Origin of the sequence: Salinibaculum sp. SYNS191 (assembly GCF_037338445.1) — an archaeon.
In the GTDB taxonomy this organism is placed as follows: domain Archaea; phylum Halobacteriota; class Halobacteria; order Halobacteriales; family Haloarculaceae; genus Salinibaculum; species Salinibaculum marinum.
Window position 1 is genome coordinate 153,707 of record NZ_CP147838.1, and the last position, 26,334, is coordinate 180,040.

The window sequence follows — 26,334 nt, forward strand, 5'->3', positions numbered from 1 at the left end:
GCCCGCAGGCGTACTGTTTTCCCGCTGGCGCGTGTCGGGTGGCCCATGGCAGACATCGAAGTCACCAGCACCTGCGAGGAGGGGTACACAGTACGGAGCGTGACCGGCGAGTGGGAACTGGTCGTCGACGCGCTCGGCGAGGACGGCCCGACGGCGAATCAGGTCCTCGCCGCCGACTACGCATCTTGTTTCGTCCCGGCCTTCCGCGTCGGCGCGAACAAGGAGGGGTTCGACGACATCGGCCACGTCGAGGTCGACGTCACCGCAGACCTCGACGAGGACGACGACCTCACCGGCATCGCGTTCGACATCCACGTCGAAGGGTCGCTCGGGGACAGCGTCGACGACGTCGTCGCCCGCGCGGAGGACATCTGTCACGTCCACTCCGCGCTCCGGGAGGGCCTGCACGCCGACATCAGCGTCACCGACGAGGCCTTCTAACCGCCGACCGCGCCCCGTCGGGAAACGCTCATACGGGGCGCTGCGCAACGGGGACGTATGACCGACAACTGGACCGACCGCCTCGCGGGCGCTCGCATGCAGGTCGACCAGCAGTTCCAGTCGACGCTGGAGGGCTCCGAGTTCACCAACCAGGAGTGGGGCCTCATCATGACCGCCGTCGAGTTCGAGGTGAAAGACGCCGACGACCCCGACGGCGCGCATCTCGTCGCCGACCGTGAGAAGATACGGCAGATAATCCCGGAACTGGACAACATCCAGCGGGAGATGGGCGGGGCCGCCCGGCCGGTGGAGAGCGCGCCGGACGGGAGCGGCCTGTTCGGCCGCCTGCGGCAGTACCTCGGTTTTCTCTCGGACGACAGCTCCGACACGCCCGACCAGGAGCGCCTGGCGGCGGCGAAGGTGCTCGTCGACGAGTACACCGAACAGCTGGAGGCGTACCTGCGCGAGCAGGGGCGGTGGGAAGAGATTCGCCAGGCGGCGGCCGAACAGCCCTAGTACTCGTCGCCGCTGTGGAACAGCGTCAGCTCCTCGGCCTGGTAGATGTTGATGAGTTCCGTGACTATCTCGTCGTAGGACTCGTCCTCGACGCGGAGGTCGTCGAGTCGCTCGACCGTCCCCTCGTCAAGCTCGATGGTGGGCATACTGGAATTGTCGCATGGGAGCGACTTAAGGGCAGGGGGCCGGCACCACTGCGTCGCCTCAGAGCCGGTCGACGATGGCGTCGGTCACGTCTTCCGTCGGCGCATCGCCGCCGAGGTCCGGGGTGTGGGGCCCCTCGTCGAGGACGTCCTCGACCGCCGTTCGCACGCGGTCGCCCGCCTCGACGTAGCCGAGGTGGTCCAGCAGCATCGCGGCGGAGAGAATCATCGCGCTGGGGTTGGCGACGCCCTGGCCGGCGATGTCCGGCGCGGAGCCGTGGACCGGTTCGAACAGCGCGTTCTCGTGGCCGACGTTGGCGCTGGGCAGCAGTCCGAGGCCCCCGACGAGGCCGGCGGCGAGGTCGCTAAGCATGTCGCCGGCGAGGTTCGGGCAGATGACGACGCCGTACTCCTCGGGGCGCTGGATGAGGTGCATCGCCAGCGCGTCCATCAGCGCGGTGTCGTAGTCGGCCCCGCGCTCGTCGCCGACCGACTCCGCGACGTCCAGAAACAGGCCGTCGGTCGTCCGCATGACGTTGGCCTTGTGGGCGATGGTCACGTCGTCGTAGCCGTTCTGTTTCGCGTAGCGAAAGCCGTACTCAGCTATCTCGCGGGAGGCGTCCTCGGTGATGACCCGCGTGCACGTCGTGACGCCCTCGGTAATCTCCGACTCGATGCCGGCGTAGACGCCCTCGGTGTTCTCCCGGATGAAGACGAGGTCCGTGTCGGGCTGGACGGCGTCGAGACCGGGGTAGGCGCGGGCCGGGCGGACGTTGGCGAAGGAGCCGACGGCCGAGCGAAGCGGGAGGATGACGTCGGCGGCCGTCTCGCCGGCGGCGCCGAACAGCGTCGCGTCGGCCTCCTCGGCGAGTTCGCGCGTCTCCGCGGGCAGGGCCTCGCCACGCTCGGCCAGGGTCTCGTCGCCGGCCTCGCCGTGGACGAACTCGAAGTCTACCGGCAGCGCCTCCAGGACCTCCAGTGCCGCTGGCGTGACTTCCTGCCCGATGCCGTCGCCGGGGATGACCGCAATCTCGTGAGTCATGGCTGCACGTCCGACGGGCCGGGAAATGGGGGTTTCGGTCCCGCCCGCTCCGCCGGCGTCGTACCGACAAGCATTAGCACCCGACCTTCGATTCTCCCCGTATGGAAGACATCTTCGTCGCTCGGCTGATGTCGTCGGGCGTGGTCAGCGTCACACCGGACACGCTGGTCGAGGACGCCGCGGAGAGGCTGCTGGACAAGCAAATCGGCTCGCTCGTCGTCGTCGACGAGGACAACCACCTCGAAGGCATCCTGACGAGCACGGACTTCGTGCGCATCGTCGCCAAGAGCAAGCCGAAGGCCGAGACCACCGTCGAGCGGTACATGACCGACCGCGTGGTCACCGTCGAGGCCCAGGACTCCATCCGCGACGCCGCGGACAAGATGATCACCTACAACATCCACCACCTGCCGGTCGTCGACGAGACGGAGGGCGTCATCGGGATGCTCTCGACGACGGACCTCACCGCCTACCTCTCCTACGTCGAGCAGCCCTCGCCGGCGTAACCTCAGATTCCCTGCACCGTCTCGATGAGTCCGATGCTCTCCAGCGTCATCCACGCCAGGAAAATCCCGTAGAGGACGAGCAGGCTAATCGCCTCGACGTTCGTGAGTTCGAGGTGGGTCCGGGTGAAGATGATGAACACGAGCGTCGCCAGCGCGAGAAAAGCCATCAGCGGGATGGCTGTCAGGAAGTTGATCTCGGCCGACCCCGCGAGGATGACGCCGACCGGAATCGCCACCAGCAGGTTGAACGTGTTGCTCCCGAGGACGTTCGTTAGGCTGGTGACGTCCTCGTTTTTCTTCGCCGCGCTGACGCTGACGAACGCGTCGGGCAGACTCGTCCCCGCAGCGATGACCGTCAGCCCCCAGAGGACGCTGGGCGTGTCGAAGGCCTCCCCGAAGCCGAGCGCCGCCTGGACGATGCCCTCGACGCCGATGGTGATGAGCACGAGCGAGACGAGCACGAGCCCCCACTCCCGGCGGGGCGAGACGTCCCGCACCAGCGGCGCGGTGTACTCGCGCGTGTCCTGGTACTGGAGGAAGACGTAGACGGCGTAGGTCAGAAGCGGCAGGATGGCGAGCGCGGGCGTCAGAAGCGCCGCCTCGTTCGTCCCGCCGGGGACGTACGTGGCTCCCAGCGCGAACGTGATAAAGAGGACCAGCACGCTGATGATGTAGAACTGGGCGTCCTTGTGGACGATGTCCCGCGTCGCCTCCAGGGACTCGCTGTAAAGCGCCGAGACGGCGGGGATGACGAGCAGGTTGAAGATGGCACTGCCGACGATGGCACCGACGCCCAGCGCGAACTCGCCGTGGACGAGCGTGCTGATGACGACGGAGCTGAGTTCCGGGAACGAGGAGCCGATGGCGATGACGACCGCGCCGTGGACCGCGACGGGCAGGCCGTAGTGTCGCGAGAGCCGCGCAGCGGCGTTTTCCAGCAGGTCGCTTCCCTTCCAGATGACGGCCGTGGCGCCGACCGCGAGCAGTGCCAGGACTGGCAGCGAGGCCATTCGTGCAGATACTCCGCGCCGACGCACAATAGCGTACTGGAGTTCGGTCGGGCCCGCGACTGCACCCTGCCGCGGTCGTCACACGTAGCTTTACCACACCCTGGTCCTTACGGGGGGACGAGATGGTCTTCAAGAAAATCACGCTCATCGGAACGAGCGGTAAGAACTTCGAGGAAGCAGTCGACGACGCCATCCAGCGGGCCGAGATGACCATCGACAACGTCCAGTGGGTGGAAGTCGTCGAGCAGAGCGTCCAGGTCGGCGGCCTCAACGCCCGCGAGTACCAGGTCGAGGCCGAAGTCGCGTTCGAACTGGAGGAGTAGCGTCGACCGGAACGGCGGAGAATCGTTCCGCAGGCCGTTCAGGCTTCTTCGACGTACGGCAGGTCTGCGGCCGTCTTCGCTATCTCGTTCGCGTTCGACTTCATGAGCGCGGTGGTGTCCCAGATGCCGTCGACGAGCGCCTTCCGCTGGCCCTCGTTGACGGTGACCGAGACTTCCTGCCCGTCGTAGGTGACGGTCTCCGCCTCGACGTCGACCGAAATTTCGCCGTCGGGGTTGTCGTCGACCCACTGCTGGAGCGCGTTGATGGTCTCGTGATCCGCCGTGACCGTCGGGATGCCCAGCGCCAGACAGTTGCCCGCGAAAATCTCCGCGAAGCTCTCGCCGATGATGGCGTCGATGCCCCAGCGCATGAGGGCCTGCGGGGCGTGCTCGCGGGAGGAACCACAGCCGAAGTTGCTGTTGACCATCATAACCGAAGCGTCCTGGAACCGCTCCTCGTTCATCGGATGGTCTTTCTGGTTGTCCTCGTCGTCGAACCGGAGGTCGAAGAACGCGAACTCGCCCAGCCCGTCGAAGGTGACGACCTTCATAAACCGGGCCGGGATTATCTGGTCGGTGTCGATGTCGTTCCCGCGAATCGGGATGCCCGTCCCGGAGACGTGCGTGACCTCGGGGATGTCCTCGGTACCACCGTCGGTTCGCGGCTCGCTCGCTCGCGGTTCACTACGTTCACCGCTCGCGCTATCCGAGACCTCCCGCTGGTCGGTCTCGTGCCGCTCACCGCTCACGCGTTCCGAGGACTCACTTCGTTCGTCCTCGCGCGTCATACACTGACCACCTCCTCCAGTTCGCGCACATCTGTCACTTTCCCTTCGACGGCCGCGGCAGCGACCATCTGGGGATTCATCAGGACGGTGCGGCCGTCCTTGCTCCCCTGCCGGCCGATGAAGTTCCGGTTCGACGAGGAGGCACAGGCTTCGTCGCCCTCCAGCTGGTCCTCGTTCATGCCCAGACACATCGAACAGCCGGCGTTGCGCCACTCGAAGCCGGCGGCCTCGAAGACGTCCTTCAGGCCCTCCTCCTCGGCGGCTTTCTGGACGCGCTGGCTTCCGGGGACGACCAGCGCGCGCACGTCGTCGTGGACCTGGCGGCCCTCGACGATGTTGGCGCCGCGGCGCAGGTCTGGCAGGCGCGCGTTCGTACACGAACCGAGGAAGGCCACGTCTATCTCGTAGCCTTCCATCGTGTCGCCGGGTTCGACGCGCATGTGCTCCTGGGCGCGCCGGGCCGTGTCCTGCTTGTCTTCGGGCAGTTCTTCGGGGGCCGGAATCGGGTCGGTGATGCCGACGCCCTGGCCGGGCGTGGTGCCCCAGGTAACGACCGGCTCCAGCGAGGAGCCGTCGATGGTGACCACGTCGTCGTACTCGGCGTCCGCGTCGCTGCGGATGGACTCCCAGTAGGGCTTGAGCCGGTCGAACTCCTCCGGGTTGTCCTGGAAGTAGTCCGTCTCCTCCAGCCAGTCGTAGGTGGTCTCGTCGGGGTTGACGTAGCCCGCGCGCGCGCCGCCCTCGATGGACATGTTGCAGATGCTCATCCGCCCTTCCATGCCCAGGTCCTCGACGGCCTCGCCGGCGTACTCGTAGACGTAGCCGACGCCGCCCTCGGTGCCCAGGCGGCGGATGATTTCGAGGATGATGTCCTTGGCCTCGACGCCCTCCTGCAGTTCGCCGTCGACCTGAATCTTCCGGACCTTCTGCTTGTCCATCGCGATGGTCTGGGTCGCCAGCACGTCGCGAATCTGCGAGGTGCCGATACCGAACGCGAGCGCGCCGAAAGCACCGTGGGTCGAGGTGTGACTGTCGCCGCAGACGATGGTCTTGCCGGGCTGGGTCAGCCCCTGCTCCGGGCCGACCACGTGGACGATGCCCTGGTCACCCGTGGTCGGGTCAAGGAAGTTGATGCCCGCGTCGCGGACGTTCTCCTCCAGTTCGGCCATCATCTCCTCGGCCGCGTCGTCGCTGTAGGGCCGGGACTGGTCGGCCGTCGGGACGATGTGGTCGACCGTCGCCAGCGTCAGGTCCGGGCGCGCGACCTCGATGTCGCGCTCGCGGAGCATCCCGAACGCCTGCGGGCTGGTGACCTCGTGGATGAGGTGCAGGCCGACGAACAGCTGGTCCTGCCCGTTGGGCAGGGTCGTCACCTTGTGCCGGTCCCAGACCTTGTCGTACAGTGTTCCCTGACTCATACTGTGTCCGTCCGTCCCTCTGTGCCCCGCTCGAAGGAGCGATTTGCCCCCTCGGACGGAGGGTCGTGTGTCACGTCCTCCATCGTCTCGATTGCCTCCTCGGCCGCGTCGGGCCGCCCGCCGTCGGCCGCCACCGCGGGGCCGCGACGGAACGAGGCGTTGAACGGTTCGTCCGTGTGTGGATGCGTGTGGTCCACGTCTTCCATTGTCATGTCTATCACTCGGGCTGGTCGCCCCACTCGAACAGTTCGCGCAGGCGCTCGCCGACCTGCTCTATCTGGTGGTTCTGTTCGGCCTCGCGGTACTGCTTGTAGGCCGGCCGGTGCGCCTGGTTCTCGGAAATCCACTCGCGGGCGAACTCGCCGTTTTGAACGCCCTCGAGAATCTCCTCCATCCCCTCGCGGTCGATGACCTCCTCGCCGCGGGTCAGCCCGCCGTACTCGGCGGTGTCGGAGACGGAGTTCCACATCCCCATGTGGCCGCCTTCGTACATCAGGTCGACAATCAGCTTGAGTTCGTTGAGACACTCGAAGTAGGCCATCTCCGGGGCGTAGCCGGCGTCGACCAGCGTCTCGAAGCCGGCCTTGACCATCTCGGTGACGCCGCCACAGAGGACGGCCTGCTCGCCGAACAGGTCGGTCTCCGTCTCCTCCTGGAACGAGGTCTCGATGACGCCCGCCCGGGTGCAGCCGATGGCCTGCGCGTAGGCCAACCCCTCTGCGTGGGCGTCGCCGCTCGCGTCCTGGTAGACCGCCAGCAGCCCCGGCGTCCCCTCGCCGCGCTCGTAGGTCCGGCGGACGAGGTGGCCCGGTGACTTGGGCGCGACCATCGTCACGTCGACGTCTTCCGGCGGCTCTATCTGTCCGTAGTGGATGTTGAACCCGTGGGCGAACTGGAGCGTGTCGCCGGCGCTCAGTTCCTCCCGGATGGCCTCGTAGACGGTCGGCTGGACCGTGTCCGGGATGAGCATATTCACGATGTCGCCCTCGCGGGCGGCCTGGACCGGGTCGGCAACCCGCAGGCCCTCGGCCTCGGCGGCCTCACGGGACGAGGAGCCCTCGCGGAGACCGACGACCACGTCGACGCCGCTGTCTGCGAGATTCAGGGCGTGCGCGTGGCCCTGGCTGCCGTAGCCCAGGATGGCGACGGTCTTGTCCTCGATGTTCGATGCGTCGGCGTCTGCGTCGTAGTAGACCTCTGTGTTGAATTCGTCTGCGTCTGAATCAGTCATCTGAAACCTCCTGTGTCGCGACCTGCGATTCCGTCGGTGCCTTGTTCGGCTGCTTCACACGTGCAGTCGGTGCCTCGCCGCGGGCCAGCGCCGCGTAGCCGGTGCGGACGAGTTCGCGGATGCCGAACTGCTCGTAGGCGTCGATTGCGTCGTCTATCTTCTGCTCGTCGCCAGTCAACTCGACCGTGATGGTCCGCGGGCCGGCGTCCAGCGTCTCGCCGTCGTACATCTGCGTGATGGCGTTGACCTTGTCCGGTTCCTCGCCGTTGACCTTCACGATGACCAGTTCGCGCTGGACCGCGTCGGCGTCCAGTTCCCGCACCGAGACGACCGGGATGAGTTTCTCCAGTTGCTTCTTGGCCTGGTCGATGCCCGGCCGGGGCTCCTCGATGACGATGGTCATCCGGGAGAGTTCCGGGTCGATTGTCCGGCCGACAGTCAGCGACTCGATGTTGAACTGTCGCCGGCTGAACAGGCCGGACGCTTCCGCGAGCACGCCGGGCTCGTTCTTCACGAGCGCGGACAGCAGCGTGCGCTCGGGCGGGTGCTCTGCTTCCGCCTCGGGGTCGATGCGGATGCCCTGGTCGTTGCGTCGCCCCTCGGGGAGTATCCGTTCGTTCGGGCCGGGTCCGCGCAGTCCTTCGTCGCTCATAGTTCCTCCAGGTGGTCCTCTTTCAGTGCAAAGCGGGCGTTGTCGCCCCCGCTCGGAACCATCGGGTAGACGTTCTCGCTCGGGTCGATGATGGCGTCGATGACGGAGGGCCCGTCGTAGTCGCGGGCCTCCTGGATGGTCTCCTCGACGCTGTCGTAGTCCTCCAGGCGCAGCCCCTGCGCGCCGAAGGCCTCCGCGAGTTTGTCGAACTGCGGAATCCACGGGTACTCCGAGGCCATCCGGCGGCCCTCGTAGAAGCCGTCCTGCCACTGGCGGACCATGCCGACCGCCTCGTTGTTCAGGACGACGATGGTGATGTCGAGGTTCTCGCGGACCGCGACGGAGAGCTCCTGGGCCGTCATCAGGAAGGAGCCGTCGCCGTCGAAGGCGACGACCTCCTGGTCGGGCGCGGCGAGTTTCGCGCCGATGGCCGACGGGACGGCGTAGCCCATCGTCCCCAGGCCGTGGCTGGTCACCCACGTCCGCGGGTGCTTCCAGGTCCAGTACTGCCAGGCCCACATCTGGTGCTGGCCGACGCCCGCCGTGACGATGGTGTCGTCCGGCGTCAGTTCGTCGTACTTCTCGACGACGTACTGAGGCTTGAGGGGTTCGTCCTCGGGCGTCTGGTAGTCCATCGGATACTCGTCTTTCCACTCGTCGCACTGGTCGCGCCAGTCCCCGCAGTCGGGGGCGCGTTCCAGCGCGTCGTCGAGCTGGCGGATGACCGCCTTCGCGTCGCCCAGCAGCGGGTAGTCAGCGTAGACGTTCTTGGATATCTCCGCGGGGTCGATGTCGACGTGGATGACGTCGGCGTCGGGGGCGAACGAGTCGATGCCGCCGGTCAGGCGGTCGTCGAAGCGCGTGCCGATACCGAGCAACACGTCGCAGTTCGAGATGGCGAGGTTGCCGTAGCCTGTGCCGTGCATGCCGGCTATCTCCAGGCTGAGCGGGTCGTCGTCGGGGAACGCGCCCGTCCCGGGCATCGTCTGGACGACCGGAATCTCGTACTCGCGGGCGAACTGTCGGAGTTCGTCGACGGCCTCGCCCTTGATGACGCCGCCGCCGGCCAGGATGACCGGCCGGTCGGCGTCGGCGAGGGTCTTCGCAGCCTCCTCGACGACCACTTCGTCGGCCTCCGTCGGCGGGTTGTAGGTGTCCGGCGTCTCCGGTTTCCCGGGCTTCACGTCCGTCTCGGTCTGGGTCACGTCCTTCGGCAGGTCCACCAGCGTCGGTCCCTGGCGACCTTCGTTGGCAAGCGCCCACGCGTGGCCGACGTCCGTCCCGACCTCGTCGGGGCTCTGTGCGAAGATGTTGTGCTTGGTGATGGGCTGGGTGACGCCGATGGTGTCGGTCTCCTGGAAGGCGTCGTTGCCCACCAGGTCCGTCGGGACCTGCCCCGTCAGCGCGATGAGCGGGTCGGAGTCCATGTTGGCGTCGGCGATGCCGGTCACGAGGTTCGTCGCGCCCGGACCCGACGTCGCCATGCAGACGCCCGGTTCGCCGCTGACGATGCCGTAGGCGTCCGCCGCGTGGACCGCGCCCTGTTCGTGAGCCATCGTGATGTGCGTCATCTCGTCGTGCTCGTACAGAGCGTCGTAGACGGGCATGATGGCCCCGCCCTGCACCCCGAACAGGTACTCCACGCCGGCGTTCTCCAGCGCGGTCGCGACGGCGTCCGCGCCGGTCTGGGCCGGTTGCTCGTCTGTCGTTTCGTCCTCGGCCGGTTCGGCCTCGGCGTCCGCTTCGTCTTCCTTGGGGACGGATGCGCGTTCGCTCATCGTCGTCCCCCGCTGTGATGTGTCATGTGTCGATGTGTGTCCATATTGACCTCCTCGTGAACTGGCGATACGAAACCGGAAAGTGGCGTATTGTGAGGGGCTATGCCGCCCCTACAATACGGAGAATGGCGTCGCTCCCGACGGGACGCGTCGTCCGGCCGCGAGCAGTCTGTCGCATCAGTACGAGTGTCTGTCTGGCCGTCGTAATAAGGCTTCTGAGACGTGCGCGCCCCGGCACCCCCGCGAGTGGACGCCCGCGCATTCGCCCGCGAGCGACTGTTCACCAGCCGCTGGCACGCGTCTGCGGGCGGGCGGAAGGCTGCCATGAGCCTACGCCCGGACCTCCTCGACCTGGTCGACGCCGACCTCGCGGGCGAACTTCTTCAGTTCTTCCATCGTCACCCGCTGTTTCTCGGCGCCGAAGTCCTTGACGCGGCGGGTGACCTCCCGCACCTCCTCGTCGGTCGGTTCGAACCCGACCTCCTTCAGCCGTTCCCGTACCGAGTGTTGCCCCGTGTGCTTGCCCAGTACGAGTTCGCGCTTGGCCCCGACCATCTCGGGGGTCATCACGCCCGGTTCGAAGGTGTCGGAGTTCTCGATGACGCCGGCGGCGTGGATGCCGCTCTCGTGGGAGAAGGCGTTGGCCCCGACGACGGGCTTGTTGCCCGGCACCGGCACGTCGGATTTCTCCTCTATCATCCGCGAGAGTTCCGTAATCTTCGTGGTGTCGATGCCGGTCTCGACGTCGTACAGCGAGCGCAAGGCCATGACGACCTCCTCGTAGGCCGCGTTGCCGGCGCGCTCGCCGATGCCGTTGACCGACACCTGCGCCTGGCTGGCTCCCGCTTCGAAGCCCGCCAGCGCGTTCGCGCCGGCCAGCCCGAAGTCGTCGTGGGTGTGGACGTCCACGCGCGCGCCCTCCGCGGCGTCGACGACCTTCGCGACCAGTTTCGCCATCCGCGTCGGCGTCGCGACGCCGGTGGTGTCGGGGATGTTGATCCAGTCCGCGCCGGCCTCGGTGGTCGCGCCGACGATGTCCAGCAGGAACCCCTCGTCGGTTCTGGTGGCGTCCATCGGCGAGAACATGCACTCGACCCCGGCTTCTTTCACGCGTTCGACCGACTCGACGGCACGCTGCTGGGCCTCCTCGCGGGTGGCGTGCATCGAGTCTGCGAGCTGGACGTCGCTGGTGGACACGAACACGTGTACCATGTCGACGCCGGCGTCGAGCGCGGCTTCGATATCCTGTTCGACCACGCGGGCCAGGCCACAGACCGTCGTCGACGAGGCGGCCGTGATGTCACGGACCGCCTCGAACTCCGCGTCGGAGTTGACCGGGAACCCGGCCTCGATGACGTGTGTGCCCATCTCGTCGAGCAGCGCGGCTATCTCCCGTTTGTCTTCGTAGGAGAACGACGTCCGCGGAGTCTGCTCGCCGTCGCGCAGCGTGGTGTCGAAAATTCGTGCGTCCGCAATCTCGGACGTACTATCCAGAGTGCCCTGGAAGAACTCGATCCGCCGGGGTGTCCGACGAATCCTCCGTGTGTGTCATAGGCATCTGATACAGGACGCTCTCCGCATATAAATCTGTCTGAGGGGCGATATGCGTGCCAGCACGTCGCACGGCCGGGCCGGGAAGCGGGCCTCCGGGCCTGAACGGCGGCCTTTACCGACTACCCGCGACGACGGTCGGGAGGCGGCAGGCGACCTCCCGGCCGGACGCCAGACCTGCCGGGAGGTTTTTGCTCCCTCCCGCAGAGACTCGGATATGAGCGACTTCGAGGGACCAGACCTGCAATCGGTCGAGGAGGAACTGGACGACGGCAGCGACGGCGACGGCACCGGACGCGTCGTCCTGGGCGTCCTCGACGGCACGACAGACCCGGAGGAGTGGGTCGACGCCGTCGACGCCGGTGCCGTCCTCGTGTTGAACGTCGAGGGCGACCTGAACGAACTGGCGGCCGGGTTCGCCCGCGACGTCAAGGAAGACGGCGGCGAACTCATGCACTTCCGGGACTTCCTCGTCGTGACGCCGCCGGGCGTCGACATCGATGCCGACCGGCTGAACTGACTGCTGCAGACTACTCCGCGAGCGTCACGTAGTGCCCGTCGGGGTCCCTGATTCGGACGCCGTCGGCCGTTTCTGTGACGGACAGCGCCCGGTCGGCGACGCCGTCTGCCACCCCACCCGGGTCATCGCAGGCGATGCCCACGTCGACGTGGACCCCGCCGCGGGCGTCGGCCAGGCCGAGGTGGGGTTCCCAGAGTTCCAGGTCGAGCGCGCCGGTCGACAGCCGCACCCGCTGGCGGTCGTCGCCGCGGTCGACCGTCTCGAACCCGAGGTCCGTGTAGAACGACAGCGCCTGCTCGACGTCCTCCACTTCCAGGACCACCTCGAAGAGGCCGTCGACGCCCGGCCCCGCCACGTCGCTCTCGCCGAGTTCGACGCAGTTGCCCTCCGTGTCGTAGAAGTACAGCGAGCGGGCGTCCCCGAAGGTGTGCTCGACGAGGTCGAACCGCTGGTCCAGGCGGTCGTACCAGTCGTCGTACTCCGTGTCGGGAATCGAGAGAGCGTAGTGGGTGTGCAGGCCGCCCCGGGGGACGGTCCCCGGCGTGCGCAGGACGAGGTCAGTCTCCCCGACGCCGAGGACCGCCTCGCCGTCGCGCTCGGCGCGCACGTCGAGGTCGAGAAATGCCTCGTAAAAGGACTGCGCGCGGTCGAGGTACTTCACTTCGAGTGCGAGCCACCGGCAACCCGAGAGCATATACGGCGGTTCAGCCGCCACGGACAAATCGGTTTGGGGACCGTCGCCCTCCGGCGGTCGCTTCGGCGGTCCCTACCACGTATGGTACTCGTTTTTAGCCCGTTGGGGGCGTAGAGAGGGGTATGTCCTTCAAAGGTTCTGGCGTCGCGACCGAGTTGAAAGAGATTGACCGCTTCGAGGCCGAGGACACCGCCGGCGTCGGCTGGATAGCCTTCCCCGAGGAGGGGATGCAGCGGGCCAGTCACGCGCTGGCGGTCGACGGCGAGGTGTGGCTCGTCGACCCCGTCGACGCCGAGGGCCTCGACGACCTGGTGGCGGAGTTCGGCGACGTCGCCGGCGTCGTCGTCCTCCTCGACAGGCACAAGCGCGACGCGGCCGCCATCGCGAACCGCCACGACGTGGCCGTCCACCTCCCCGAGTTCATGAGCGGCATCGCCGACGAGTTCGACGCGCCCGTCGAGTTGTTCGGTCGGGAACTCGCCGACACCGGCTTCACTGCCTACGAAGTCGTCGACAACTTCGCCTGGAAGGAGGCCGCCCTGTTCCACGAGGGTGACGGCGTCCTCCTGGTCCCGGAGGCCGTCGGGACGACGGACCTGTTCTGTACGTCCAGCGAACGACTCGGCGTCCATCCGGGACTGCGCCTGATGCCGCCAAAGAAACTCGCCCGACTGAACCCGGAGCGGATTCTCGTCGGCCACGGCGAGGGCATCCACGACGACGCCGCCGGAGCGCTACAGGAAGCCGTCTCGCGGTCCCGCGGCCGCGCGCCGAGTCTGTACCTGCAGAACCTGAAGATGTTCCTCCCGGTGTGACGGGCCGGACGTAAGCACGGGCTACCGCGCCGCACTCTCCTCTCCGCCGCCCGGTCCCAGCAGAACGGCCCGGGTGCAGTCCAGGCGGGGTAAGCCGTCCATTCCGTCACGAACGATTTGCCCCGTATTTCCTGCCGCGAGGGGGACGCCACGCATGAACGTCTCTCGACTGCTTCTTGGTGGGACTGTACTACTGCTCGTCGGGGCCGGACTGGTCGCGGCCGCGAGTCCGCCTGTAGAAGCGGGCGACGACGGTGCCACTCGGGAAATCGATGCGTGTACGACCATCACGGAGTCGGGCACCTACGAACTCGTGGGGGACCTGTCCCTACCCGCGGGAACGCAAACCGACGACGAGTTGGTCTGCATCCGCGTCCGGACCGACGGCGTCACGCTGGACGGGAGCGGCTACGCCGTCGCCGGCCGGAACGGAACCGGGACCGGCATCCTGATTCGCCGGTCGGAGATCGAGACAATCAGTGACGTGACGATAGAGAACGTCACCGTCGAGAACTGGGGGACTGGCGTCGCTCTCTTCGGCGGCGAGGAGGGAGTCCACTTCCGGGCTGTAACCGCCCGGACCAACGCCGACAGGGGCATCTATCTCCAGGATTCCACCGGGGTCGAAGTGCGTGACATCGCCGCCACGGACAACAGAATCGGGATGTCCCTGCGCGGTGTCGGGCGCAGCACGTTCCGCGGGCTGGAACTTCGGGACAACGCCGACACGGGTCTGTTCTCCACCGGCGGTGTCTTCCGGAACACCTTCGACGACGTGCGCGCGACCGGCAACGGGGGCAGCGTGTACTTCTCCTCGGGCATCTACCTCTCGACGGACACCTTCGACAACGTCTTCGAGGGCGTCTCCGTCCGGAACAACACCGGTGCGGGACTCCTGTTCTCCGATAGTTCGCAGAACACGGTACGGGACGCCGTGGTCGAGGACACCGACGGTCCCGGCGTCGTCGGCGACTTCGCCGGCAACGACAGCCTCCTGAACGTGACCGTCCGGGACAACGCCGGCCCGGCGATTCTCCGGCAGATGGGAACCTTCAGCGCAGACCGGGTCGACCTCGGCGGGGGCATCACTGTGGGCTTCACGGACGAACCCGTCTCCGTCGCCCGCGTCGACACGGAGAAGCTGGCGACCCTCGCCGGGGGAGCCCTGGCGTCGGCGGGTGTGAATGTCACCGGCGTCGCGGCGGCGGTAACCGTCACGTTCGGCGGGTTCGACAGCACAGCACTCGACGGCGGCGTCGAAGTGCGCCGCTTCGACGGCCGGGAGTGGCGTCCCGTCGCGAACGCCTCCGTCGACCCGCGGAGTGGCACCATTACAGCGACTGTGCGGGAGGATGGCGTCGTTGCAGTGGTCCAAAGCGACGACGCGCCAGCCGGCGGTGACGAGGCCGGGGTCGTGCGCGTCCCCGACGACACCATCGCCGGCCACGGGTCGGCCGGCTGTCGCGCCGGCGAGAGGCCGGGGGGCTAAGTATCCCGGGACCTTAGCAACGGATGTGCTGTACGCGACCCGGGGGCTCGTCGAGACGTTGTTGCGCCTGGCCAGCGAGAGCGAACCGGAGGAGACGACGATACCGCTGGCTGTCACCTCGGCCGGGGACATCCCGGAGTCGAACCTGGCCCCGGAGACACCGGTGTTCACGCACTTCTACATGCCAAACGCCGCCAGACCCGTCAACGCCGTCTTCGGCGTCGACCTCGGGATGCCGGTCGGACAGACCCAGGGGCGGTTCGTCTCGCACCCGCGCGGGGACCTGCGGCTGTCAAAGCGCGACGACCTGAAGGAGGTCGTCTTCGTCGCCGTTCCGCCGTGGGAGGAGGACTCGCTGGCGGCGTTCGACCGGCACGGCCGCGAGCAGGCGCTGACCATACTCGACATCGAGCCCCCCGAAGAGGACGCGGCGCTGTAGTCAGTTCAGGTAGCCCAGGTCCTCTAGCTGGTCTGCGATTTCCGCGAACTCGGCCTCCGTCAGTTCGCCCTGTCGCTGGTGCTGGATGACGATGCTGCGCAGGAGAAACCGGACCAGGTCGCTCGTGCTGGAGAAGCTCGTCCCCTCGATGGTCTCCTCGACCCGGTCGCCCAGGTCCTTCGGTATCGAGACCGTGGTGTACTCCGTCATGACTGGAGCGAGGACGCGACGGCGGAAAGGAGTTGTGTCAGCCGGTCGTCTGCCGGTCGCGGCGAGAACAGCGGGTAGGACGAGTCACTGCTCGGTTGCGGTCCACTTGTCGGCGAACATCTGGGGACAGGGGTCGGTGTTGTCCGGGCAGAACGTCCGCGGGGCGTTTCCCGTCGTGAACCGTATGCTCGTGGTACGTGTCTGGGGTCGTGTCGGTGTCGTGGGTGTGGATTGTGGGTGTGTGCTCATTGTTTCCGTCCGGCCGCAGGATAGTCGTAAGGCGACGCTCAGTGAGTCAAAGCGAACGGCGTACAGCGCGTACCGCGAGCATCGTACTCCGTAGTGCACCCCCGAACATAATAAAAGTTAATGATGAAATCCACCGGCCGAGAAAGTGTCAAGTGTTCTGAAGCCGTCGGCCATGCATGGGACTCCTCCAGGACAGGACCGCGGCACGGCGGTGGTATCGGCTGGTCTCCCGGCTGTACGACCCGCTGGTCGGCGAGACGTTCTGGCCCGCGTCGCTCCAGCGCGCGGTGCTCTCGGAGTTCGGTCTCCGGTCGGACGCGCACGTCCTCGACGTCGGCTGCGGCACCGGCGCGACCAGTCGGCAACTTGGCGGGCGGGCCGGCACCGTCGACGCGCTCGACCACAGTCGCCCACAGCTCGCGCAGGCCCGGGAGGCCGCGGCCGACGTCCGGTACGTGCGAGGCGACGCAGCGCACCTGCCCTACGCGTCCGAAACCTTCGACGCCGTAGTCTCCGTCGGCGCAGTCATCTTCTTTCCCGACCCGGAGGCGGCGCTGGCGGAGGCCCGGCGCGTGACGCGGCCGGGTGGGCGGTTGCTCGTCGCCGGCTTCAATCGGACGCGAGTCCCGTCGTGGAACCCCATGGAGAACTGGGCGGCGCTGGCGAACGAGGCCCTGTTTCACACCGCCGACGAGCGAGAGGCGCGGGAGAACGCCCTCGCGGCCGGCTGGCACGGCGTCGAGACGCACGTGGCCGGTCCAGTGTGGCACCCACGGTTGGTGCGCGTCACCACCGCGGAGAAACGCGCCGACAGTCAGTCGTCCCCGACGACGAACGTCTCGGGGTAGTCGGTCAGGTTCTCGTAGCCGTCCTCGGTGACGACCACGATGTCCTCGATGCGGACGCCGCCGACCTCGGGGTCGTACAGCCCCGGTTCGATGGTGACGACGTGGCCCGGCCGGAGTTCGCCACCGCCGGGTCCGAGGCCCGGTAGTTCGTGCACGTCCAGCCCGACGCCGTGGCCGGTGCTGTGGATGAATCCCGTCTCGGTGCGCTCGTCGCTGCGCAGCGTCGGCTGGCCCGCGTCCTCGTAGACGTCGCACACGACGTCGTGGACCGTCTCACCCGTGACGCCCGGTTCGAGCGCGTCCAGCGCGGCCTCCTTCGCCTCCGCCGTCAGGTCGTACCACTCGCGAATCGTCTCGCTCGGCTCCCCGTGGCAGAACGTCCGCGTCATGTCCGCGTGGTACTTCGAGGCCTTGTCCCGCGGGAAGATGTCGACGATGATGGCCTCGCCGGCCGACAGCGGCCCGCTGCCGCGGTCGTGGGGGTCGGCCGCGTCCGCGCCGCAGGCGACGATGGTCTCGTCGAGCGCACAGCCGTGGCGCAACAGCGTGACCTCTATCTCCTCCTTGACGCGCTCGCTGGTCAGCACCTCGCCGTCGTGGCGGAGGTGGCCGTCGTCGTCGACCGTCGCGCCGTCGACGAGTTCCTCGGCGCGCGCCATGGCAGCCTCGTTGGCCCGCTGTGCGGCGCGGACGTGGTCCACCTCCTCGTCGGTCTTGGTGGCGCGGATGCCGGTGACCGTGCTGTCATCGTCAACCTCGACGGCGACGTCCTGCTCGCGGAGGCCGTCGGCGGTCTGCAGCGGGAACTTCGGCGGGACCGCCACCGACTGCACGCCGTGGCTGTCGAGAAACGCCGCGAGCACGCGGTCGGCCGCCTCGCGCTGGCCGTACTCCTCGACTTTCGCCTGGTGGTCGAAGTCGACGAAGCGCTCGACTGTCGCCGCGCGGCTCTCCTGGACCGCGCGGCCGTATTCGAGGCTGCGGACGAACAGCAGTCTGACGTCGCCGTCGTACAGCGTCACGAACGGGTCCGGGGCGTCGAACCCGGAGAGATAGAGCTGGTCGGAGTCGGTCGAGTCGGCGTGGACGAGGTAGCCGTCGACGCCTTGCTCGTCGAGTGCCGCGTCGAGTCCGGAGAGGTCGGGGTCCATACAGGCGCTCCGGGCGCCACCAGTAAATATCTCGTCGTCGCGCGCCGGAAATAGACAGGTTTTCCCCTCGCCTGCCGTACCTTCTGGTATGGACCAGCAGCGGACACGACGGCAGTACCTGCTCGGCGTCGGGAGTCTGGGCATCGCCGCGCTGGCTGGCTGTTCCGGCGGGAGCGCCGCAACCCCCTCCGGGACGCCCCGGCCGACGCTGACAGCGGACGCATCTTTCGACGGCTGGCTCGCCACGACGACCAACTTCGACGGGTCAGTCGTCGACGCCCGCGACCAGGCGGAGACGACGGTCACAGTCGGGGCGCTGGGCAACGGTGGTTCCCGCGCCTACGCGCCGGCCGCAATCGCCGTCGACCCGGGAACGACAGTCGTCTGGGAGTGGACCGGCAACGGCGGCGCACACGACGTCGTCAGTCCCGGCGGTGCCTTCCGGAGCGAAATCTACTACGAGGCCGGGCCCCACTTCGAGCACACCTTCGAGTCCGAGGGCGTCTACGAGTACTACTGCACCCCCCACCAGCGCGTCGGGATGAAGGGCGTCGTCGCCGTCGGCTCCATCGAGTAGCGGGCCGCTCGGACCCAAACATCCAATACTTCACAATCGGTAGTAACGACCATGAGAGAGCCCTCTACGGACGCAGAGGAGTCGGACCCGCCCATCCCCGGTGAGTACGACGGGGGCCACCCGGCGACGGAACTGTTCTCGCTGCTCGGGCGCTCGCACGCGATGGCGATTCTGTTCTACGTCGTCCGGCAGGAGCAACGGCCCTGGCGCTTCTCGGAACTGGAGCGGACGCTCGGCATCTCGCCGAACACGCTGTCGAACCGGCTGGCGGAACTGGTCGACGCCGGCCTGCTGGAGCGGCGTTCCTACGACGAGATTCCGCCGCGGGTCGAGTACGAGGCCACCCAGCGCGCGCTGGACCTGGCCAGCGTCTTCGAGGAACTTCGCAACTGGGCGGAGACGCACGGTCTGGAGACGGGAATGGACGCAGACGGGGAGTGAACCGGGACCGCTCCGCGACCCCCGACTTCGGGGGTCAGTAGTTACTACGGGGCGACACTGTCGAAGGTATATCACTTCAGAATCCGTAAGAGGGGGACATGAACGGCGAGAACGCCATCGAGGCGGAAGGCGTCGCGTTGACCTACTCCGACGGCACGGAGGCAGTCCGTGGCGTCGACCTGACCGTCCCGCGTGGCGAGTTCTTCGGCTTTCTCGGTCCCAACGGAGCCGGCAAGACGACGACTATCAAGATTCTGGCGACGCTGCTGAAACCGACCGGCGGCCGGGTGACAGTCAACGGGTTCGACGTCGAGCGCGAGGCCCGGAACGTCCGCGGGTCCATCGGTTACATGCCACAGGAGACGAGCATCGACCCCGAACTGACCGCTCGCGAGAACCTCGCCTTCGCCTGCGAGTCCTACGGCGTCCCCCGGGGCGAGCGCGGCGAGCGCATCGACGAACTGCTGGACCTGGTGGACCTCGCGGACGTGGCCGACAAGCGGGCCGACGACTTCTCCGGCGGGATGCGCAAGCGCCTGGACGCGGCAACGTCGCTGGTCCACCGGCCGCCGCTGGTGTTCCTGGACGAGCCGACGACCGGGCTGGACCCGAAGGCGCGCAACCGCCTGTGGGAGTACTTCCGGCGCATCAACGACCAGGGGACGACCATCTTCCTGACCACGCAGTACCTGGAGGAGGCCGACCAGCTCTGTGACCGCATCGGCGTCATCAATAGCGGGGAAATCGTCGCCGAGGGGTCGCCGACGGAACTCAAGCGGCGCGTCGGCGGCGAGATTCTCGACATCGAACTCGCCGACGGGCAGGAGGCCAACGAGCGCGCTGCGCGGGTCGCACACGAGTCGGCCATCTTCGAGAGCGGCGTCAGCATCGAAGTGACCGACGACGGCATCAGCGTCACCTCGGAACGCGCCCGCTCGCACGGCACGGACCTGCTCGTCGCGCTGCGCGACGCCGGGCTGACGGTGACCGGCTTCAACGTCCGCGCGCCGACGCTCGACGACGTGTTCCTCGCCATCACCGGCGAGCACGTCGACGAGTCCGTCGAGGACGACGGCGCGGAGACGGAGCCGACGGAGCCGACGGAGGTGGCCCAGTGAGTACACCCTCGCAAGACGGGAGCGCCGCCAGCGAGGCGGCGAGCACCTCCGTCGGCGAGACGAACAACACGTTCGTCGGCGACTTCTGGGTGAACTTCAAGCGCTGGAATCTCAAGGCCGTCCGCAACCCGTTCGTCCTGGTCGTCTCGCTCGTCCAGCCCATCATCTTCCTCGTCCTCTTTACGCAGGTGTTCGGCGGCGTCGCCACCGGGGCCATCAACCGCGGCGGCGCGAGTCTCACCTACGAGACCTACCTCGTGCCCGCCATCGCGATGCAGGTGGCGCTGGCCGCGGCCGCAACATCGGGTGTCGGCCTCGTCAACGACATCGAACAGGGGATGTTCGAGAAGGTGCTGGTGAGCCCGATGAGCCGCGTCGGTGTCTTCGCCGGCAAGAGCGGCGCGGAACTGCTGCGCATCGGTATCCAGATTGCCATCATCCTCGGCCTCGGCGTCGTCCTCGGGGCGACCATCGAGACCGGTATCGTCGGCGCGCTGGGCATCGTAGCCGTCGGTATCCTCTTTGCCATCTGGTTCATGTCCTTCTCGAACATCGTCGCCGTCATCACGCGCGACCAGGAGTCGACCATCATCGGCGCGAACCTGCTGCAGTTCCCGCTTCTGTTCGTCTCGACTGCCTTCCTCCCGCTGGAGGCGCTGCCGGAGTGGATTCAGACCGTCGCGACGTTCAACCCCGTCACGTACGGCGTCGACGCCGCGCGGGCCATCATCCTGAATCAGGACGTGATGACGGTGCTGGAGGTGACCGGCTTCGGCGGCATCTGGAACACGCTGGTCCCCGCACTGGCAATCCTGCTCGTCCTGGATATCCTCTTCGGCACGCTGGCCGTCATCATGCTCCGGCGGGCGACCAGCGCGGACGTCCAGTAGCGCGGACAGACTCTCCGCGTCCGATACTGTGATACGGGCGGGCCGTGAGCAGAGACCATGGACGCGGACATCTCTCAGTCGACAGTTCGGGGGCGGACACAGGCCCCGCCCTCGAAGAGCTACACCCACCGCGCGATTCTCGCCGCGGGGTACGCCGACGGCGCGACCATCAACGACCCCCTGATGAGCGCCGACACCGGGGCGACGATGCGCGCCGTCGAGGCCTTCGGCGGGACAGTCTCCTACGACCAGGCGGCGCAGACGCTGGCCGTCGAGGGCTTCGACGGAGACCCCGAAGTCCCGGACGACGTCATCGACTGCGCCAACAGCGGGACGACGATGCGGCTGGTCACGGCCGCGGCGGGTCTCGCGGACGGGCTGACAGTCCTGACCGGCGACGACTCGCTGCGGTCCCGCCCGCAGGGGCCGCTCCTGCAGTCCATCGACCAGCTGGCCGGCCGCGCCGAGTCGACCCGCGGGAACGGCCAGGCCCCGCTGGTAATCGGCGGCCCAATCACCGGCGGTACGACGGCCATCCCCGGCGATGTCTCCTCGCAGTTCATCACCGCCCTGCTGATGGCCGGGGCGACCACTGACGCCGGCATCGACCTCGCGCTCCAGACCGAACTCAAATCCGCCCCCTACGTCGACATCACGCTGGAGGTGATGGACGCGTTCGGCGTCACCGCCCGCCGAACCAAGCGCGGCTTCTCGGTGGCCGGGTTCCAGTCCTACAGTCCCTCCGGCGGGGAGTACGACGTGCCCGGCGACTTCTCCTCGATGTCCTACCTCCTCGCGGCGGGCGCACTGGCGGGCGACGATGCTGTGACCGTCGCCGGCGCTCGCCCGAGCGCGCAGGGCGACCAGGCCATCGTCGACATCCTGGAGGAGATGGGCGCGGCAATCGACTGGGACCGCGACGCTGGCGAGATAACGGTCGAACAGAGCGCCCTCGACGGCATCGAGGTGAGCGTCGAGGACACCCCGGACCTCCTGCCGACCATCGCGGTGCTCGGCGCGGCCGCCGACGGGACGACCCGCATCACGAACGCCGAGCACGTCCGCTACAAGGAGACCGACCGCGTGAGCGCGATGGCCGAGGCGCTGACGAAGATGGGCGCGAGCGTCGAGGAGGAACAGGAGACGCTGACCGTCCACGGCGGCGACTCGACGCTGTCCGGCGCGACGGTCGACGGCCGCGACGACCACCGCATCATCATGTCACTGGCGGTGGCCGGGCTGGTCGCCGACGGGACGACGACGATTCGCGGGGCCGAGCACGTCGACGTGTCCTTCCCGGACTTCTTCGACGTGCTGGCCGGGCTCGGCGCGGACGTGGGCCGGCCGTAGGCGGCGAATCCTTTTCAACGAGTACGTACAACGTACATACACCAGCGATGGGAACGAAACGAGTGAACTTCCGGCTCCCTGACGAACTTGTCGAGAAAGCCGATATCGCGGCAGAGGTAACCCACAGGGACCGGACTGACATCGTGACCGAGGCGCTCAGGGAGTACCTTGCGGACATCGAGGGCGACGAGGCGTTCCGCGAGCACGTGGTCGAACTGTACCTCGACGGCGAAATCGGATTCGACGCGCTCAAAGCCGTCATCGGGCGACAGGATGCCGAGGCGGCCAGAGCATCGAAGTCCCTGCTCGAACGGGGCGAAGACGTCGCGGACGACATCGCAGAGTTGTAGATGATTGTCGCGGACACGAGCGCGCTCATCTCCCTGGCGACGGGAGGGATACTGGAGACGACGCTCGACGAGTTCGACGTCCACACGACTGTGACCGTCGTCGCGGAACTCCGGGAGACAGCCGAGTACGATGACCGGCACGCCGAAGCGGCGACAACCGTCATCGACCAGGAGACCTTGAGCACCCACGATGTCGATGAAGCGATAGAGTCCTCACGCATCGACGCCGGGGAAGGAAGCTGTGCCATCCTCGCCACCGAACTGGGGGCGGACTTCCTCCTGACTGACGACCTGCGGGCACTCCCGGAACTGGAGTCGGCGACCGGCGCGCGAGTCGCGATTTCACCGTTTCTGCTGCGAGCCCTGGTCACGCGGGGAGTTCTCGACAGAGAGGAGGCGCTGGCACGTCTGAATGCGATTGGCGCGGACCGCGACTGGCTGGAATCGCCCATCTATCGACGTGCCCGTCGATTGTTCGAGGAGTGAGCACTGGTATCTCAACATCTAAATGCCAGCGCTTCACACCCAATAGCAATGAACGGCAACCGCTTCGGCAGGCTCTTTCAGGTGACCACGTACGGGGAGTCCCACGGGAAAGCCATGGGCTGTACCGTCTCCGGGGTCCCCGCCGGCGTCGAACTCGACGAGGATGCGATTCAGGCGGAACTCGACCGGCGCAAGCCGGGCCAGTCGATGATAACCACCTCGCGCGGGGAACCCGACAAGGTGTCCATCAAGTCCGGGCTGCAGGACGGCTACACGACCGGGACGCCCATCGGCATGGTCATCCAGAACAAGGACGCCCGGTCGGGCAAGTACGAACCCTTCGTGACGGCACCGCGACCGTCTCACGGCGACTACACGTACTCGGCGAAGTTCGGCACGCGCAACTGGGGCGGGGGCGGCCGCTCGTCGGCCCGCGAGACGGTCAACTGGGTCGCGGCGGGCGCAATCGCAAAGGAAGTCCTCGACCAGTCCGACTACGACGTGCAGGTCAAGGCACACGTCAACCAGGTGGGCGACATCGAGGCTCCCGAAGTCACCTTCGAGGAGATGCTCGAACACACCGAGGACAACGAGGTCCGGTGTGCCCACCCCGAGACGGCCGAGGAGATGCGCGAGGCCATCGACCAGTACCAGCAGGAGGGCGACTCCATCGGCGGCTCCGTCTACTTCGAGTGTCGCGGCGTTCCGCGCGGACTCGGTGCGCCGCGGTTCGACTCGTTCCCCGCCCGCCTCGGGCAGGCCATCTTCTCGATTCCGGCGACGACGGCCTTCCAGTTCGGAAAGGGCCGAGACGCCCGGACGATGCGCGGCAAGGAGCGCAACGAGGACTGGGAGTTCGACGACGGCGAATCCCACCCAGAGACGGTCAGCGAGGAGGGCGACCCCGTGCCCGAGGGCAACGACCACGGCGGGCTCCAGGGCGGCATCACGACCGGCGAGCCCATCTACGGCGAGGCGACCTGGCACGCGCCGACGTCCATCCCCAAATCCCAGGAGACGGTCGACTGGGAGACTGGCGAGCGCAAGGAGATACAGGTCGTCGGCCGGCACGATCCCGTGCTGATGCCCCGCGCGGTCCCGGTCGTCGAAGCGATGCTGCGCCTGACGATTCTGGACTTCATGCTGCTCGGGGGGCGCATCAACCCCGACCGGCTGGACGACCGACCCGGCGAGTACGACACCGACTACCACCCGCAGAGCCCCGTCAACGACCCCGAGGACGCGGCGACGAGCGCCGAGACGCTGGACGAGGAATAGATGTTCGGGCCGTTCACCGCGACGACGACGCTGCTCGCACGGGAGAACTACGCCGAGTTCGCACCGTTCCAGCCAGACATCCCGGGGAGCCTCCTCGAAGCGCGCTACACGAACGGTGCGTCCGCGTTCGCGGACGTCGCCGGCGCTCGCGTTCACTACCGCGACCAGGGTCCCGAGGACGCGCCGACGCTGCTTGCACTGCACGGCGTCTACTCGTCGCTCCACACCTGGGACGGCTGGCAAAGGGCGCTGGGCGACGACGTGCGGCTGGTGCGCCTCGACCTGCCCGGGTTCGGACTGACGGGGCCGAACGAGCAACGCGAGTACAGCCTCTCGCACTACGTGGAGACGCTCGAGGAGTTCTGCGAGGCACTCGGTCTGGAGGACGTCGCCGTCGCCGGGAACTCGCTGGGTGGTGCCATCGGCTGGCGCTTCGCCGCGACCTATCCCGAGCGGGTCGAGAAACTGTTGTTGCTCGACGCGGGCCGCCAGAACGTCGTTCCACGGGCTGCGCGGCTGTTCTCCCAGCCGGGGTGGGAGATGGTCCCGCGCTACGTGACGCCGCGGTCCTCGGTCAGGAGCATCCTCCGGGACGCCTACGGCGACCCGTCGAAGCTCACCTCCGACGTGGTGCGGCGCTATCACGACCTCGTCCTGCGGACGGGGAACCGCCGGGCCGTCCTCCAGCTGGTCGAGGCCGCACGTCCGGCCCCGATGGAGCCGATGGCCGTCGAGTGCCCGACGCTGGTCCAGTGGGGCGAGGAGGACGACTGGCTGCCGCCGGCACTCGGCGAGCGGTTCGTCCACGAGATTCCCGACGCGACGATGGAGACCTACCCCGGCGTCGGCCACGTCCCGATGGAGGAGGCACCCGCAGAGACTGCCGCGGACGCTGCTGCCTTCCTGGGAATCGAGTAGCTGCGCCGAGGCCAGCGACGACGCCGTCTCCCCTCTGTGGCTGTTCGGCTCGACCTCTCCTGAGTGGGTCGGCAGAGAACCCGAACAACAAGCGCCAAGACGGTGCCGGCCCGACGAGCGGGTATGGCAACGGTCGCAGTGCTCGCAGACCCGCCGGTCGAGGGGTTCGTGCTGTCGGGTCTCCCCGGGACGACGCCGCTGACGGCAGCGGAAGCGACAGAGCTGTACAGCGCGATGCTCACCGACGTCTGCCGCGCGATTCAGGACAGCGGTGCCGACCTCCTGGTGAACTACCGCGACTCCGAGCAGGTGCCCGGCGACGTCGACTCCGAACAACGGCTCCGAGATGTGCTGAGCGGGGACCTCGAACAGCCGAGCGACGTCCGGTACGAGGTCCAGGTCGGCGAGACCTTCGCCGGCCGGGCCGGCAACACCGCGACACACCTCCTGAACACCGAGGCGGAGCGGACGGTGGCGCTCGTGGAGCCGACCGGCCCGTTCCTCGGGCGGGAGGAGATCGGCTCGGCGGCGATGAAGCTCCGCAACAGCGACGTGGTGCTCGGGCCGGGGACCGGCGGGCGGGTCTACTTCGCCGGCTTCGCCGAACCGGTCGATTTCGACGACGCGTACGCCGCGCCGGCAATCGAGACGCTGACCGACCGGGCGCGGGACGCCGATCTCGACGTCGACTTCCTGCCACAGACGCCGGTCGTCGAGAGTGGGGCGGACCTCGCCGACCTGGTGACGCAGGTCCGGGCGCGCCTCCGTGCGGGCCGGAAGGTCCCGGTAGAGACGGCGACGGTCATCGACAGCCTCGGACTGTACGCGGAGTCGACCGACGACGGACTGACAGTCGCGCGGACATCCGACAGTTCTTAGGGACCTGACGTGGAAGTTTGGGCCGCGGTGGGGTGGCAGAGCGGCCTAATGCGCCTGCCTTGAGAGCAGGTGTCCGAGAGGACTCATGGGTTCAAATCCCATCCCCACCGTGAGTGCGCGGCGCACGAGCGCGCCGCGCCGAACCCTACGCTGGGATTTGAATCACGGCAGACCGAACGGAGTGAGGTCTGGCATCGGGTTCAAATCCCATCCCTACCGCTTTTGCTCCGAGA

32 protein-coding genes and 1 tRNA gene are annotated in these 26,334 nt (G+C 67.6%); 20 read left to right on the forward strand and 13 right to left on the reverse strand.

The window, feature by feature from the left end:
• Positions 1-45 precede the first annotated feature (45 nt).
• A complete protein-coding gene (locus WDJ57_RS00825; RefSeq protein ID WP_338903003.1) occupies positions 46-441 on the forward strand; it encodes an OsmC family protein in 396 nt (131 codons plus the stop codon).
• A 57-nt stretch (positions 442-498) separates the two neighbouring features.
• Positions 499-957: a DUF5799 family protein gene (locus tag WDJ57_RS00830; RefSeq protein WP_338903004.1), complete on the forward strand. Its 459-nt coding sequence runs from the start codon at positions 499-501 to the stop codon at positions 955-957.
• Here the strand turns inward: WDJ57_RS00830 and WDJ57_RS00835 are convergent.
• Positions 954-1,103, reverse strand: coding sequence for a DUF7557 family protein (locus tag WDJ57_RS00835; protein WP_338903006.1), 150 nt, complete (start codon positions 1,101-1,103; stop codon positions 954-956). The two genes, WDJ57_RS00830 and WDJ57_RS00835, sit on opposite strands and share 4 nt — an antisense overlap.
• Positions 1,104-1,161: 58 nt before the next feature.
• Positions 1,162-2,142: an isocitrate/isopropylmalate dehydrogenase family protein gene (locus WDJ57_RS00840; protein ID WP_338903008.1), complete on the reverse strand. Its 981-nt coding sequence runs from the start codon at positions 2,140-2,142 to the stop codon at positions 1,162-1,164.
• Positions 2,143-2,243: 101 nt separating this feature from the next.
• Here WDJ57_RS00840 and WDJ57_RS00845 point away from each other — a divergent pair, with 101 nt between their 5' ends.
• Entirely contained in the window at positions 2,244-2,648 is a 405-nt protein-coding gene (locus WDJ57_RS00845) for a CBS domain-containing protein (protein WP_338903009.1), read from the forward strand.
• A gap of 2 nt (positions 2,649-2,650) precedes the next feature.
• Here the strand turns inward: WDJ57_RS00845 and WDJ57_RS00850 are convergent, their stop codons facing one another.
• Positions 2,651-3,658, reverse strand: coding sequence for a sodium:calcium antiporter (locus tag WDJ57_RS00850; RefSeq protein WP_338903011.1), 1,008 nt, complete (start codon positions 3,656-3,658; stop codon positions 2,651-2,653).
• A 122-nt stretch (positions 3,659-3,780) separates the two neighbouring features.
• On the opposite strand from WDJ57_RS00850, the gene WDJ57_RS00855 reads away from it, so the two are divergent.
• Positions 3,781-3,981, forward strand: coding sequence for a dodecin (locus WDJ57_RS00855; protein WP_338903012.1), 201 nt, complete (start codon positions 3,781-3,783; stop codon positions 3,979-3,981).
• Positions 3,982-4,019: 38 nt separating this feature from the next.
• Here the strand turns inward: WDJ57_RS00855 and leuD are convergent, their stop codons facing one another.
• The 7 genes from leuD to WDJ57_RS00890 all read right to left on the reverse strand — a co-directional run bounded on the left by leuD (position 4,020) and on the right by WDJ57_RS00890 (position 11,384).
• Positions 4,020-4,769: a 3-isopropylmalate dehydratase small subunit gene (leuD, locus tag WDJ57_RS00860; protein ID WP_338903013.1), complete on the reverse strand. Its 750-nt coding sequence runs from the start codon at positions 4,767-4,769 to the stop codon at positions 4,020-4,022.
• Positions 4,766-6,187, reverse strand: a complete 1,422-nt coding sequence (gene leuC, locus WDJ57_RS00865; RefSeq protein WP_338903015.1) for a 3-isopropylmalate dehydratase large subunit — start codon at positions 6,185-6,187, stop codon at positions 4,766-4,768. Before leuC ends, leuD begins: the two co-directional genes overlap by 4 nt.
• On the reverse strand, positions 6,184-6,399 hold the full coding sequence (locus WDJ57_RS00870) for a hypothetical protein (RefSeq protein WP_338903016.1): 216 nt from the start codon (positions 6,397-6,399) through the stop codon (positions 6,184-6,186). Before WDJ57_RS00870 ends, leuC begins: the two co-directional genes overlap by 4 nt.
• Before the next feature lie 5 nt (positions 6,400-6,404).
• Positions 6,405-7,418: a ketol-acid reductoisomerase gene (ilvC, locus tag WDJ57_RS00875; RefSeq protein ID WP_338903017.1), complete on the reverse strand. Its 1,014-nt coding sequence runs from the start codon at positions 7,416-7,418 to the stop codon at positions 6,405-6,407.
• A complete protein-coding gene (gene ilvN, locus WDJ57_RS00880; protein ID WP_338903018.1) occupies positions 7,411-8,070 on the reverse strand; it encodes an acetolactate synthase small subunit in 660 nt (219 codons plus the stop codon). The genes ilvC and ilvN overlap by 8 nt, the downstream gene beginning before the upstream one ends.
• Positions 8,067-9,848, reverse strand: coding sequence for a biosynthetic-type acetolactate synthase large subunit (gene ilvB / locus WDJ57_RS00885; RefSeq protein WP_338903019.1), 1,782 nt, complete (start codon positions 9,846-9,848; stop codon positions 8,067-8,069). Before ilvB ends, ilvN begins: the two co-directional genes overlap by 4 nt.
• 330 nt (positions 9,849-10,178) lie before the next feature.
• Positions 10,179-11,384: a LeuA family protein gene (locus WDJ57_RS00890; RefSeq protein ID WP_338906325.1), complete on the reverse strand. Its 1,206-nt coding sequence runs from the start codon at positions 11,382-11,384 to the stop codon at positions 10,179-10,181.
• Between the two features lie 232 nt (positions 11,385-11,616).
• On the opposite strand from WDJ57_RS00890, the gene WDJ57_RS00895 reads away from it, so the two are divergent.
• Positions 11,617-11,919 (forward strand): DUF5779 family protein, encoded by a 303-nt coding sequence (locus WDJ57_RS00895; protein ID WP_338903020.1) that lies wholly within the window; start codon positions 11,617-11,619, stop codon positions 11,917-11,919.
• Positions 11,920-11,929: 10 nt separating this feature from the next.
• On the opposite strand, the gene WDJ57_RS00900 is transcribed toward WDJ57_RS00895, so the two are convergent.
• Positions 11,930-12,613 carry a VOC family protein gene (locus WDJ57_RS00900; RefSeq protein ID WP_338903022.1) on the reverse strand — a complete coding sequence of 228 codons (684 nt, stop codon included), beginning with the start codon at positions 12,611-12,613 and terminating at the stop codon, positions 11,930-11,932.
• Between the two features lie 122 nt (positions 12,614-12,735).
• On the opposite strand from WDJ57_RS00900, the gene WDJ57_RS00905 reads away from it, so the two are divergent.
• The 3 genes from WDJ57_RS00905 to WDJ57_RS00915 all read left to right on the forward strand — a co-directional run bounded on the left by WDJ57_RS00905 (position 12,736) and on the right by WDJ57_RS00915 (position 15,356).
• A complete protein-coding gene (locus WDJ57_RS00905) occupies positions 12,736-13,428 on the forward strand; it encodes a hypothetical protein (RefSeq protein ID WP_338903024.1) in 693 nt (230 codons plus the stop codon).
• 154 nt (positions 13,429-13,582) lie between these two features.
• Positions 13,583-14,917, forward strand: a complete 1,335-nt coding sequence (locus WDJ57_RS00910; RefSeq protein ID WP_338903025.1) for a right-handed parallel beta-helix repeat-containing protein — start codon at positions 13,583-13,585, stop codon at positions 14,915-14,917.
• Positions 14,918-14,942: 25 nt separating this feature from the next.
• Complete coding sequence (locus tag WDJ57_RS00915; protein ID WP_338903026.1) at positions 14,943-15,356, forward strand: hypothetical protein; 414 nt, start codon at positions 14,943-14,945, stop codon at positions 15,354-15,356.
• On the opposite strand, the gene WDJ57_RS00920 is transcribed toward WDJ57_RS00915, so the two are convergent.
• On the reverse strand, positions 15,357-15,566 hold the full coding sequence (locus WDJ57_RS00920) for a ribbon-helix-helix domain-containing protein (RefSeq protein ID WP_338903027.1): 210 nt from the start codon (positions 15,564-15,566) through the stop codon (positions 15,357-15,359).
• A 425-nt stretch (positions 15,567-15,991) separates the two neighbouring features.
• On the opposite strand from WDJ57_RS00920, the gene WDJ57_RS00925 reads away from it, so the two are divergent.
• Positions 15,992-16,663: a class I SAM-dependent methyltransferase gene (locus tag WDJ57_RS00925; protein ID WP_338903028.1), complete on the forward strand. Its 672-nt coding sequence runs from the start codon at positions 15,992-15,994 to the stop codon at positions 16,661-16,663.
• Here WDJ57_RS00925 and WDJ57_RS00930 read toward each other — a convergent pair.
• Positions 16,630-17,814 carry a M24 family metallopeptidase gene (locus tag WDJ57_RS00930; RefSeq protein ID WP_338903029.1) on the reverse strand — a complete coding sequence of 395 codons (1,185 nt, stop codon included), beginning with the start codon at positions 17,812-17,814 and terminating at the stop codon, positions 16,630-16,632. The genes WDJ57_RS00925 and WDJ57_RS00930 overlap by 34 nt on opposite strands.
• Before the next feature lie 88 nt (positions 17,815-17,902).
• Here WDJ57_RS00930 and WDJ57_RS00935 point away from each other — a divergent pair, with 88 nt between their 5' ends.
• The 11 genes from WDJ57_RS00935 (at position 17,903) to WDJ57_RS00985 (ending at position 26,211) form a co-directional block, all read left to right on the forward strand.
• Positions 17,903-18,391 carry a halocyanin domain-containing protein gene (locus tag WDJ57_RS00935; protein ID WP_338903030.1) on the forward strand — a complete coding sequence of 163 codons (489 nt, stop codon included), beginning with the start codon at positions 17,903-17,905 and terminating at the stop codon, positions 18,389-18,391.
• A gap of 51 nt (positions 18,392-18,442) precedes the next feature.
• The gene (locus tag WDJ57_RS00940; RefSeq protein WP_338903031.1) at positions 18,443-18,832 is read left to right on the forward strand and encodes a winged helix-turn-helix transcriptional regulator; all 390 of its coding nucleotides are present in this window, start codon (positions 18,443-18,445) and stop codon (positions 18,830-18,832) included.
• Between the two features lie 98 nt (positions 18,833-18,930).
• Positions 18,931-19,950, forward strand: a complete 1,020-nt coding sequence (locus WDJ57_RS00945; protein ID WP_338903032.1) for an ATP-binding cassette domain-containing protein — start codon at positions 18,931-18,933, stop codon at positions 19,948-19,950.
• Positions 19,947-20,840, forward strand: coding sequence for an ABC transporter permease (locus tag WDJ57_RS00950; RefSeq protein ID WP_380630232.1), 894 nt, complete (start codon positions 19,947-19,949; stop codon positions 20,838-20,840). The genes WDJ57_RS00945 and WDJ57_RS00950 overlap by 4 nt, the downstream gene beginning before the upstream one ends.
• A 57-nt stretch (positions 20,841-20,897) precedes the next feature.
• Positions 20,898-22,190 carry a 3-phosphoshikimate 1-carboxyvinyltransferase gene (gene aroA, locus WDJ57_RS00955; RefSeq protein ID WP_338903034.1) on the forward strand — a complete coding sequence of 431 codons (1,293 nt, stop codon included), beginning with the start codon at positions 20,898-20,900 and terminating at the stop codon, positions 22,188-22,190.
• A gap of 47 nt (positions 22,191-22,237) precedes the next feature.
• On the forward strand, positions 22,238-22,540 hold the full coding sequence (locus WDJ57_RS00960; RefSeq protein ID WP_338903036.1) for a ribbon-helix-helix protein, CopG family: 303 nt from the start codon (positions 22,238-22,240) through the stop codon (positions 22,538-22,540).
• The gene (locus tag WDJ57_RS00965; protein WP_338903037.1) at positions 22,541-23,026 is read left to right on the forward strand and encodes a hypothetical protein; all 486 of its coding nucleotides are present in this window, start codon (positions 22,541-22,543) and stop codon (positions 23,024-23,026) included.
• Between the two features lie 48 nt (positions 23,027-23,074).
• Positions 23,075-24,304 (forward strand): chorismate synthase, encoded by a 1,230-nt coding sequence (gene aroC, locus WDJ57_RS00970; RefSeq protein WP_338903039.1) that lies wholly within the window; start codon positions 23,075-23,077, stop codon positions 24,302-24,304.
• Complete coding sequence (locus WDJ57_RS00975) at positions 24,305-25,222, forward strand: alpha/beta fold hydrolase (RefSeq protein ID WP_338903040.1); 918 nt, start codon at positions 24,305-24,307, stop codon at positions 25,220-25,222. It abuts the gene before it with no gap.
• 123 nt (positions 25,223-25,345) lie between these two features.
• Positions 25,346-26,101 carry a hypothetical protein gene (locus WDJ57_RS00980; RefSeq protein WP_338903042.1) on the forward strand — a complete coding sequence of 252 codons (756 nt, stop codon included), beginning with the start codon at positions 25,346-25,348 and terminating at the stop codon, positions 26,099-26,101.
• A gap of 26 nt (positions 26,102-26,127) precedes the next feature.
• Positions 26,128-26,211, forward strand: a tRNA-Ser gene (locus WDJ57_RS00985).
• The last annotated feature ends 123 nt before the right edge of the window (positions 26,212-26,334 follow it).